10 protein-coding genes and 1 pseudogene are annotated in these 9,947 nt (G+C 73.1%); 4 read left to right on the forward strand and 7 right to left on the reverse strand.

What is annotated here, in order from left to right:
• Positions 1 to 15 precede the first annotated feature (15 nt).
• The 6 genes from ABTW95_RS32430 to ABTW95_RS32455 form a co-directional block, all read right to left on the reverse strand.
• Positions 16 to 1,596: a M4 family metallopeptidase gene (locus ABTW95_RS32430; RefSeq protein WP_396445176.1), complete on the reverse strand. Its 1,581-nt coding sequence runs from the start codon at positions 1,594 to 1,596 to the stop codon at positions 16 to 18.
• 212 nt (positions 1,597 to 1,808) lie between these two features.
• Entirely contained in the window at positions 1,809 to 2,195 is a 387-nt protein-coding gene (locus ABTW95_RS32435; RefSeq protein WP_396445175.1) for a Fur family transcriptional regulator, read from the reverse strand.
• Positions 2,192 to 3,091, reverse strand: a complete 900-nt coding sequence (locus ABTW95_RS32440) for a metal ABC transporter permease (RefSeq protein WP_396445174.1) — start codon at positions 3,089 to 3,091, stop codon at positions 2,192 to 2,194. Before ABTW95_RS32440 ends, ABTW95_RS32435 begins: the two co-directional genes overlap by 4 nt.
• The gene (locus ABTW95_RS32445) at positions 3,088 to 3,840 is read right to left on the reverse strand and encodes a metal ABC transporter ATP-binding protein (protein ID WP_396445173.1); all 753 of its coding nucleotides are present in this window, start codon (positions 3,838 to 3,840) and stop codon (positions 3,088 to 3,090) included. Before ABTW95_RS32445 ends, ABTW95_RS32440 begins: the two co-directional genes overlap by 4 nt.
• The gene (locus ABTW95_RS32450) at positions 3,837 to 4,784 is read right to left on the reverse strand and encodes a metal ABC transporter substrate-binding protein (RefSeq protein ID WP_500228288.1); all 948 of its coding nucleotides are present in this window, start codon (positions 4,782 to 4,784) and stop codon (positions 3,837 to 3,839) included. Before ABTW95_RS32450 ends, ABTW95_RS32445 begins: the two co-directional genes overlap by 4 nt.
• Before the next feature lie 32 nt (positions 4,785 to 4,816).
• Entirely contained in the window at positions 4,817 to 5,125 is a 309-nt protein-coding gene (locus ABTW95_RS32455) for a DUF6703 family protein (protein WP_396445171.1), read from the reverse strand.
• Between the two features lie 112 nt (positions 5,126 to 5,237).
• On the opposite strand from ABTW95_RS32455, the gene ABTW95_RS32460 reads away from it, so the two are divergent.
• The 3 genes from ABTW95_RS32460 to ABTW95_RS32470 all read left to right on the forward strand — a co-directional run bounded on the left by ABTW95_RS32460 (position 5,238) and on the right by ABTW95_RS32470 (position 8,502).
• A complete protein-coding gene (locus tag ABTW95_RS32460; protein WP_500228289.1) occupies positions 5,238 to 5,531 on the forward strand; it encodes an antibiotic biosynthesis monooxygenase family protein in 294 nt (97 codons plus the stop codon).
• Between the two features lie 111 nt (positions 5,532 to 5,642).
• Positions 5,643 to 6,944: a DUF1906 domain-containing protein gene (locus ABTW95_RS32465; RefSeq protein WP_500228290.1), complete on the forward strand. Its 1,302-nt coding sequence runs from the start codon at positions 5,643 to 5,645 to the stop codon at positions 6,942 to 6,944.
• 169 nt (positions 6,945 to 7,113) lie between these two features.
• A complete protein-coding gene (locus ABTW95_RS32470; protein WP_396445168.1) occupies positions 7,114 to 8,502 on the forward strand; it encodes a glycine--tRNA ligase in 1,389 nt (462 codons plus the stop codon).
• A 141-nt stretch (positions 8,503 to 8,643) separates the two neighbouring features.
• On the opposite strand, the gene ABTW95_RS32475 is transcribed toward ABTW95_RS32470, so the two are convergent.
• Entirely contained in the window at positions 8,644 to 9,318 is a 675-nt protein-coding gene (locus tag ABTW95_RS32475) for a hypothetical protein (RefSeq protein ID WP_396445167.1), read from the reverse strand.
• Positions 9,319 to 9,617: 299 nt separating this feature from the next.
• On the opposite strand from ABTW95_RS32475, the pseudogene ABTW95_RS32480 reads away from it, so the two are divergent.
• Positions 9,618 to 9,947, forward strand: a pseudogene (locus tag ABTW95_RS32480) (hypothetical protein); the annotation flags it as partial.

The following is a 9,947-nucleotide window of genomic DNA, read 5'->3' on the forward strand; positions in this document are numbered from 1 at the left end:
CCGGAACAGGGGTCTCTAGTTGACGTTCACCGCGGACCAGGCGGCGGCCACGGTGTTGTACTGGGTGCTGCCCGCGCCGTAGAGGTCCCTGGCCGCGTTCAGGGTCGCGGTGCGCGCGCCCTGGTAGTTGGTCGAGGACGTCATGTACGTGGTCAGCGCCCGGTACCAGATCTTCGTGGCGGCGTCCCGGCCGATGCCGGTGATCGTGGAGCCGTTGGACGTGGGGCTGTTGTAGGAGACGCCGTTGATCGTCTTGGCGCCGCTGCCCTCGGACAGCAGGTAGAAGAAGTGGTTCGCGACGCCCGAGGAGTAGTGGACGTCGAGGTTCTTGGTGCTGGACGACCAGGCGTCGGGGGAGTTGCCGTCGCGGCTCGGCCGGTCCATGAACCGCAGCGCGGCCTTGCCGAAGCCGGGCAGGACGACCTCCTCGCCGACCAGGTAGTCGCCGACGTCGTTCGGGTTGTTCGCGTAGAACTCGACGGCGGCGGCCATGATGTCGGACGTCGCCTCGTTCAGCCCGCCGGACTCCCCGGAGTAGGTGAGGTTCGCGGTCGAGCTGGTGACGCCGTGGCTCATCTCGTGCGCGGCCACGTCCAGGGACGTGAGCGGGCCGAGGTCGGAGCCGTCACCGTCGCCGTAGGTCATGCAGAAGCACGAGTCGTCCCAGAACGCGTTGGCGTAGCCGTTGCCGTAGTGGACGCGGTTGAACGACCCCTTGCCGTCGCCGGCGATGCCGGTGCGGCCGAAGACGTTCTTGTAGAAGTCCCACGTCATGTCGGTGCCGAACTGGGCGTCGACGGCGACGGTGGCGCGGTCGGACGTGGTGCCGCTGCCCCAGTGGTTGTCGGCGTCGGTGAACAGCGTGGCGGGGGCGCGCCGGAAGCACCAGATGAGGAAGCAGAGGTCGGTCTGGTTCTCGGCGTCGCCGGTGTAGGTGTTGCCGCGCGACGGGTCCTTCAGCTGGTAGGTGCTGCCGGACTTGGTGGTGTTCAGCGGGACCGTCCCGGTGTAGAGCGACTTGCCGTCGCCCGCCTCGGTGCGGACGGTCTCCTCGCGCAGCAGGACCTTGCCGGTCGCGGCGTCCACGGAGGTGAAGACGCGGCTCGGCGTCCCGTCGGCCTGCGTGCCGACGGTCTGGATGCGCCAGGCGAGGCGCGGCTTGTGGTCGGCGGTGCGCGCCTCCACCACCAGCGCGGGGGAGCCCTCGGCCTTGCGGTGCTTGGTGACGGCGCGCTTCTGGGCGGTCTTGGCGGAGACCTCGGGGCTGGAGTCGGCGGGAGCCTTCGCGAGCGTGCCGCTGCTGCCGCGCCAGGCGCCGGCGGCGGACTGGTGGACGACGACGTCGCCGCCGAGCACCGGCAGGCCGTTGTAGGTGCGCGTCATCCGGGTGTGGGAGGTGCCGTCCCGGTCCATGCTGACCCGGACGACGTGGAACGCCTGGCCGGTCCCGGCGCGGACTTCGGGAGCGCGCGCGGTGAGCGCGTGGAGCGCGCGCTCGGCGGCCTGCCGCGGGGTCGGCGGGGACGGCGCCTGCCGTGCGGACGCGGGCACCGCGGTGCCGGCGGTCGCGAGCAGGGTCGCCGAAGCCAGGAGCACGGTTCTTCGGCTGGTGAACGCCCGTCTTGTCATGTACGCCCTCTCGTGCGGGCGCCACGCACCCCCGGGGGCCCGCCGTCGGGCCTGCCGTGGCGACGGGACATTTATGACATAGGGCTACTCGCAAGTAGATGTCACAATTTGCCAAGGATTGCCTACGCGGCGTGTGAAGTGCGAGTCTTGCCGGATTTTACCGGGGCTTTACGCGCCGGTCAGCGGGGCTCGGCCGGGCAGTCCGGGCACGTGCCGAAGACCTCGACGGTGTGCGTTATGCCGGTGAAGCCGTGCTCGGCGGCGATCGCGTCCGCCCAGCGCTCCACGGCCGGTCCCTCGACCTCGATCGTCCGGCCGCAGTCGCGGCAGACCAGGTGGTGGTGGTGCTCCTCGGTGCGGCAGGCGCGGTAGACGGCCTCGCCCTCGTCGGTGCGCAGCACGTCGACCTCGCCGGCGTCGCTGAGCGCCTGCAGCGCCCGGTAGACGGTGGTCAGGCCGATCTTGGAGCCGTCGGCGCGCAGGTCGGCGTAGATGTCCTGCGCGCTGCGGAACCCTTCGCAGCCGGCCAGCACCTGCCGTACCGCGTCCCGGCGGGCCGTCGTCATCCCCCAAGCACCTCCGCCTCGGCATCCACGCGCGCCTCCGCGCCGGTTCCGGCGGGGACGGCGTCGCCCGCCGCGCCGGCGCGGGCGCGCCTGCGGCGCACCACCGAGCCCCCGGCGACCGCGGCCGCGAACGCCGCGAGCGCCAGCAGCACGATCGAGGGGCCTGGAGGCAGATCGTACTCGAAGGACCCGGCGAGGCCCGAAACGGCCGACAGCACCCCGATCCCCATCGCGGCCGCCATCGTCCCCCAGAAGCCGCGGGCGAGCTGCTGCGCCGCCGCGACCGGGACGATCATCAGCGCGCTGACCAGCAGCAGCCCGATCGCGCGCATCGAGATCACCACGGTGACGGCGGCGGTCGCGGCGATCAGCACGCTGAGGAACCGGACGGGCAGGCCCGCCGCGCGCGCCACCTCCTCGTCCTGGCACAGCAGGAACAGCTCGCGGCCGAACAGCGCGATGATCGCGAGGACGGCGGCGGCGAGCCCCGCGACCACGTACAGGTCGGCCGCCGTCACGCTGCTGATCGAGCCGAACAGGTAGGACTGCAGGGTCGCCGACCCCCCGCCGTTGGCGTTGGTGAGGATCACGCCGCCCGCGAGGCCGCCGTAGAACAGCAGCGCGAGCGCGACGTCCCCGCCGCTGCGGCTGCGGGCCCGCAGCAGCTCGATCGCCACCGCGCCGAGCACCGACACCGCCAGCGCGCCGAGCACGGGGGAGGCGCCGGTGAGCAGCCCCAGCCCGATGCCGGTCAGCGCGATGTGCCCGATGCCGTCGCCGAGCAGCGACAGCCTGCGCTGCACCATGAACGTGCCCACGGCCGGCGCGGTCAGCCCGATCAGCACCGCCATCACCAGGGCGACGCGCATGAAGTCGTACTGCAGCATCTCGCTCACGCGGTCCTCCCCAGGGTCTCGCGGGCCGCCTCGCGGACGACGCGGCCGTGGCCGAGTTCGATCGTGCGGGTGACGAGCGGTTCCACCGGGCCCAGCTCGTGCGCCACCAGGACCACCGTGCGCCCGGCTCCGGCCAGGTCGTGCAGGGCGGCGGCGAGCGCCGCCTGGTTGCGCGCGTCCACGCCGGCGGTCGGCTCGTCCAGCACGAGCACGTCGGGCTCGCCGGCGAGGGCGCGGGCGATCAGCACCCGCTGCTGCTGGCCGCCGGACAGCAGGTGCGCCGAGTCGCGGGCCCGCTCGGCGAGCCCGACGGTCCGCAGGGCGCGGTCGACGGCGGCGCGGTCGGCCGCCCGGCCGGCGCCGAGGGCGGGCAGCCAGCGCGACCGCCGCGCCACCCGCCCGGACGCCACGACCTCCCGGACGGTCGCCGGGACGCCGCCGCCGAGCGGGAGCCGCTGCGGGACGTACCCGATCCGGTGCCATCCGCGGAACCGGGCGGGCGGCTCGCCGTAGATCAGGGTCCGGCCGGCGGACAGCGGGACCAGCCCGAGCAGCGCCTTGACCAGCGTCGACTTTCCCGCGCCGTTCGGCCCGAGGATCGCCAGCACCTCGCCCGCCGCCACCCGCAGGTCGACGCCGGCGAGGATCTCGCGGCCGTCGCGGCGGACCGTCCCGCCGGCCATCGCGAACGGCGGCGGGGCCTGCTCGGGCGCGTCCTCCTCGCGCGTGTCCGAAGCGGGGCGGTTCATGAGCACTCCAGGGCGGGACGCAGGGTCCGCAGGTTCCGTTGCATGATCGTCATGTAGTCGTCGGACGAGCCGTCCCCGACGCCCTCCGCGGGGTCGAGCACGGCGGTCCGCACACCGGCCTCGCGGGCCAGCGCCTCGGCGGTCTTCGGGCTGACCAGCGTCTCGGTGAAGACCGTCGTCGCGCCGGTCGCCGAGATCGTCCGCGTCAGCTCGGCCAGCCGCCGGGGGGACGGCCCGCCGGACGGGTCGACCCCCGACACCGGGAGCTGCCGCAGCCCGTAGCGGTCCGCCAGGTAGCCGAACGCCGCGTGCGCGGTGATGATCTCCCGGCGCGCGCACGTCCGCAGGCCGTCCCGGAAGGCGCGGTCGAGGCGGGTCAGCTCGCCGGCGGCGGCCGCGGCGCGCCGCCGGTAGCCGGGCGCCCGGCCGGGGTCGGCGGCGGCCAGCCGGTCGCCGAGCGCGGTCGCGACGGCGGCCATGCGGCTCGGGTCGAGCCAGATGTGCGGGTCGTAGGGCGCCTCGCGGTGGCGGACGCCGTCGTGCGCCTCGTGGTCGTCGGTCTCGCCCGGCGGCGGCAGCGTCCGCACGAGCGAGGCGGCGTCCAGCGACCTGCCCCGGGCGTGCTCGGCCACGGCGTCGTCCACGGCGGGCTGGACGCCCCCGACGTAGACGGCGAGGTCGGCGTCCTCGATGTCGGCGACCTGCCGGGCCGTCAGCTCCAGGTCGTGCGGCTCGGTTCCGGGCCGGGTGAGCGTCCGGACGAAGACGTCGTCCCCGCCGACCCGCTCGGCCAGCCACGCCATCGGGTAGAACGACGCGACCACCGCGGTCTTGCCCGGCGGGACGCGGGCCTGCGCGCCGGCGCAGCCCGTCGTCCCCGCGGCGAGCCCGGCCAGTGCCAGGGCGGCCGCCGGGAGGGCGCGAAGGGAGCGGAGGCGGGACACACGGCGATTATGGACGAAGATGAAAACGGTTGTCAAAACCGTCCGATGCCGCGTCCCAGGGCGAAAGCGGTCAGGACCGCCAGCGCGACGATCCGCAGCAGCCGTCCCGAGCCGTCGAGCGCGGGCCAGTTGAGGTAGGCGAACCAGCCCAGCGCGGCGGCGAGCACCAGCAGCCCGGCCGCGGCGACCCAGCCCGTCCCGGCCATGCCGATCACCAGCAACACGAACACCGCGACGAGCAGGACCCACCGCGGCAGCCGGTGCAGGAACACCACTGGGGCCGCGCTCCGCCGCTCGATGGCGGCCCGCAGGCCGCCGGGACGCTCATCCTTCGTCTCCACGGGCCCCAACGTAACCGAGTGCGCTCCATCCTCGGGAGGGGGCGCCCGGCCCCGCGGCGCGCGACGCCGACCCGGAGACCGGACGCGGAGCGCCCGCTGCCAGGATGGACGGATGATCGCGATAACCCGGTACCGGGTCCCGGACGAGGAGGCCGCGGGCTTCGCCGAGCGGATGGACGCGGTGCTGGCGGCGCTGTCCGCGAGCCCCGGATTCCGCTCCGGACGCCTCGCCCGGACCGTCGACGACCCGGGTCTGTGGGCGCTCGTCACCGAGTGGGACGGCGCCGGGCACTACCGGCGGGCGCTCGGCGCCTACGAGATCCGGCTCCAGTTCATGCCGCTCGCCGTCATGGCCGTGGACGAGCCCGGCGCCTACGAGGTCGTCAGCTCGGCCGGGCCCGCCTGATTCAGGAGCGGGGCAACCGCAGGGCAAGAAGCGCCCCGGCCCGGTTTCGGCCGCGCCGACCATGGTCATCTTTGCCCCTGCACGATCACTCGGTCGCCGGGGGGAGATGCGATGCGCCACACCGTCCTGTCCAGTCTTCTCTCCGGGGCGGCGGCGGTCGCTCCCGTCCTCGCCGTCCTCGGGGCGGACGGCGCGCGGCTCGCGGCACGCCCCGCGGCCGCGCTGACCGGAGCGAGGCCCGCCGGTGCCGCGGGTCCGCGCGTCGTCGAGTACCGGGGGCTGCGCGTCCCCGTCCCGGCGGGCTGGCGGGTCCACCGGCTCGACGCCGACCCGGCCCGCTGCGTCCGCTACGACCGGCACGCCGTCTACCTGGGGCGGCCCGGGCCGCAGCCCGACTGCCCGGCCCGCGTCGTCGGCCGCACCGAGGCCCTGCACATCGAGCCCGCCGGAGACGGCCGCGGCGCCCGGACCGTCGTGCACGCCGACAGGCTCGCCGCCCTCACCATCGCGCCGAACGCCGAGCACGAGACGCGGCTCACCCTCCCCGAGGCCGGGGTCGCGATCACCGGCGTGTACGGGAAGGACCCGGGCCGGCTCCAGCGGGTGCTGCGCGGCGCCCGGCTCTCCGCGAAGTGGACCGCGGCGCCCCGCCCGCCCGCGGCCGCGCCGGAGCCGGACGTCCGCCGGGACGCCCCCGCCGCCGGCTCGCCGCGGGACGCCGCCCCGGACCGCCCCTGGGTGCGCGGCAAGGGATTCGACACGTGCACGGCGCCGTCGCTCGCGACGATGAAGGCGTGGCGGCCGTCCTTCAAGGTCACCAACATCTACATCGGCGGCGCGGCGCGGGGCTGCGCGCAGCCCAACCTCACCGCGTCCTGGGTGCGGCGGGTCCGCGCGATGGGGTACCGGATCACGCCCACCTACGTCGGCCTGCAGGCGCCGTGCGGCAGCCGCCCGCAGCGCTTCACCCGCAAGAACGCCGCCGCGCAGGGCGCGAAGGCCGCCGTGGACGCCGCGCGCAGGGCCGGCGCGCTCGGCATCCCGGAGGGCGCGCCGCTCTACTTCGACATGGAGGCGTACGACAGCGGGAAGAAGGCGTGCAAGGCCGCCGTCCTGCGGTTCGTCGACCGATGGGTGAAGCAGCTGGCGGACGAGGGCTACGTCCCGTGCCTCTACAGCAGCGCCAAGTCCGGCATCCGGGACGTCGGACGGGCCACCGGCATCAGCAAGCCCGCCTGCGTCTGGTTCGCCAACTGGAACGGGAGGGCCTCGGTCTACAAGGACCCGTACCTGCCGGACCGCTGGTGGTCCCCGCACCGCCGCATCAAGCAGTACCGGGGCGGCCACAAGGAGAAGCACGGCGGCGTCACGCTCACCATCGACAGCAACATCGTGGACGGACGTGTTCACTAGCGCCTTCCGCACCGCTCGTGTGCCCTAAGCTGGGGAATGCTCTCCGGCGCCGGCGACGACCGCGCCGGGGCTACCACCGGGGATCACACTCGCCGCCGCCCGCCGCTTCCGCGGGGTCCGGCGGCGCACTCACTGTCCCGCCGACCGCCAGCCGGATGGAGAAGATTAGATGGCACGCCGTTCCGATGTGCTGGACACGATCGTCAACCTCGCCAAGCGGCGGGGCCTGGTCTACCCGTCGAGCGAGATCTACGGCGGGCTCCGCGCCTCCTGGGACTACGGGCCGCTCGGCGTGGAGCTGAAGAACAACGTCAAGCGCCAGTGGTGGAAGTCCATGGTGCAGGGCCGCGAGGACATCGTCGGCCTCGACTCGTGCGTCATCCTGGCGCGCGAGGTCTGGGAGGCCAGCGGCCACGTCCAGGCGTTCGTCGACCCGCTCACCGAGTGCCAGTCCTGCCACAAGCGCTTCCGGGCCGACCACCTGGAGGAGGCCTACGAGGAGAAGCACGGCCGCCCGCCGGCGAACGGCCTGGCCGACATCAGCTGCCCGAACTGCGGCGTCAAGGGCTCCTTCACCGAGCCGAAGATGTTCAACGGGCTGCTCAAGACCTACCTCGGCCCGGTCGAGGACGAGTCCGGCCTCGCCTACCTGCGGCCGGAGACCGCGCAGGGCATCTTCATCAACTACCTGAACGTCCAGCAGTCCGCGCGCCGCAAGGTGCCGTTCGGCATCGGGCAGATCGGCAAGTCGTTCCGCAACGAGATCACGCCCGGCAACTTCATCTTCCGGACCCGCGAGTTCGAGCAGATGGAGATGGAGTTCTTCGTCAAGCCGGGCAGCGACGAGGAATGGCACCAGTACTGGATCGACGAGCGCATGCAGTGGTACGTCGACCTCGGCATCCGCAAGGAGAACCTGCGGCTCTACGAGCACCCGCAGGAGAAGCTGTCGCACTACTCCAAGCGCACCGTCGACGTGGAGTACCGGTTCGATTTCGTCGGCAGCGAGTGGGGCGAGCTTGAGGGCATCGCCAACCGCACCGACTTCGACCTGACGACGCACTCCAAGGCGTCCGGCGCCGACCTGTCGTTCTTCGACCAGGAGTCCGGCGAGCGGTACACCCCGTACGTGATCGAGCCCGCGGCGGGCGTCGACCGCTGCACGCTCACGTTCATGATGGACGCCTACGCCGAGGACGAGGCGCCCAACGCCAAGGGCAAGATGGAGAAGCGCACCGTCATGCGCCTCGACCGGCGGCTCGCTCCGGTCAAGGTCGCGGTGCTGCCGCTGTCGCGCAACGCCGACCTGTCGCCGAAGGCCCGCGACCTCGCCGCGGTGCTGCGCCGCAACTGGAACGTGGAGTTCGACGACGCGGGCGCCATCGGCCGCCGCTACCGCCGCCAGGACGAGATCGGCACGCCGTTCTGCGTCACCGTCGACTTCGACACCCTGGAGGACGAGGCCGTCACCGTCCGGGAGCGCGACTCGATGAGCCAGGAGCGCATCTCGATCAGCCAGGTGGAGGCGTTCCTCGCGGCGCAGCTCGTCGGCTGCTGACCTCGGGCCGTCCCGCGGACGAGACCGCTGCGGGCCGCCCCCGCGCACAGGGGGCGGCCCGCTTCTCATGGGAGCACGTGTTGGGAGCGTGTCCTTGGTGGGAGCGAATGTGGGAGCGGTTCTCTGGGAGCGTTCTTCCGATCAGTCCGTGACGTACAGGGCCTGGTCGAAGGTGCCGGAGCCGGCGTTGGTCTCGCCGCGCAGCGCGTAGGTGGCGCTGACGGTGGCGGTGCCCGGGCAGAAGAAGCTGCCGCCGGTCTTGCTGACGGTGGCGTTCTGCACGCCGACCTGGGCGTCGCTGCTGCTCGTGACGGGGCGCGCGGCGTTGTCGCCGTTGAAGCCGTTGGCGGTGAGGTTGCCGCCGTACACGCAGGTGATGCCGCCGAAGATGTTCACGGTGGCCTTGACGCTGAAGTTCCTGATCGTGACGGCCGCGTCGCGGCCGCCGGTGTGACCGGAGTCGTAGACGACGTCGCCGCCCGTCCAGGGCAGGTTCTGCGTCTGGATCGTCGAGCTGACGCTGCCGGAGCAGGGTCCGCCGCCGGTCCCGCTGAAGTTCGCGCTGTCGATGGTGAGGCCGGTGCCGTCGCTGTTGATGGAGCCGGTCATCGTCGACTCGCTGCAGGACCCGCTGCCGATCGACGTGGAGACCGTCGCGGTGCCGAGCAGGGAGGCCTGGACGTTGCCGGAGTAGGCGTCGGCCGTGGCCGAGCCCTTGCGGATGGTCGTGCCCGCGGCGTACGCGGGGGCGACCCCCGCGGCGAGGACGGCCAGTGCGGCGGTTCCGACGATCGCGGTCTGTCTGATACGTGCCACCGGATACTCCTCTGTCCGGTTCGGGGTGGGCATACGCGAAAGTAATTCGCGTTGAACCGCCCGGCAATGGATGGCGGCCGATCTCGATCTGGCCGGATCGGGACACCATCCAGTGTCTGCTGGTAAGGCCGTATGCGGCCGTGCGGGTAATGGCAATGTCACGCCGGGTAACTTGACGGCAATGGGCATCCGTGTTGCGGCCGGTGTAAAGGGAAGGACGTCTCCGGTCCGGAGAACGTGGGCTAGGTTGGCCTGGACGACCGGACGCACGGCGGGCCCCGGCGAGCAGGGAGGGCGGAATGCGCGACTCGCGGCATCCCCTCCTGCCCTGCGCCCGGCTGCTCGTCGTCGTGCTGGGCCTGCTCGGCTTCGCCGTCGGGCCGGTCGGCGCCGGAGCCCACGGCGGGACGTCCGCCACCGGGGCGATCTCCGGCGTCCGGACCGCGCCGGTCGCGAAGGCGCCCACCCGCACCCGGGCGTCCGCCAAGTCGCGCACGGCCCGGCACACGCACGCCGTCATCGCCGCCGTCGCCCGGCTCGCCGAATACCAGCCGTTCACCCCCATCATGGAGACGATCCGCGGCCTGCTCCTCGGCACCCCGATCGGCAACAGCGCCGCCATCGCCACC

It is taken from the genome of Spirillospora sp. NPDC127506 (genome assembly GCF_040302145.1).
Taxonomy (GTDB): domain Bacteria; phylum Actinomycetota; class Actinomycetes; order Streptosporangiales; family Streptosporangiaceae; genus Spirillospora.

Excerpts from the sequence above, each read along its gene's own strand:
- ABTW95_RS32435 (WP_396445175.1), bottom strand. The coding sequence starts at position 2,195 with ATGACGACGGCCCGCCGGGACGCGGTACGGCAGGTGCTGGCCGGCTGC.
- ABTW95_RS32445 (WP_396445173.1), bottom strand. The coding sequence starts at position 3,840 with ATGAACCGCCCCGCTTCGGACACGCGCGAGGAGGACGCGCCCGAGCAG.
- ABTW95_RS32460 (WP_500228289.1), top strand. The coding sequence starts at position 5,238 with ATGATCGCGATAACCCGGTACCGGGTCCCGGACGAGGAGGCCGCGGGC.
- ABTW95_RS32465 (WP_500228290.1), top strand. The coding sequence starts at position 5,643 with ATGCGCCACACCGTCCTGTCCAGTCTTCTCTCCGGGGCGGCGGCGGTC.
- ABTW95_RS32470 (WP_396445168.1), top strand. The coding sequence starts at position 7,114 with ATGGCACGCCGTTCCGATGTGCTGGACACGATCGTCAACCTCGCCAAG.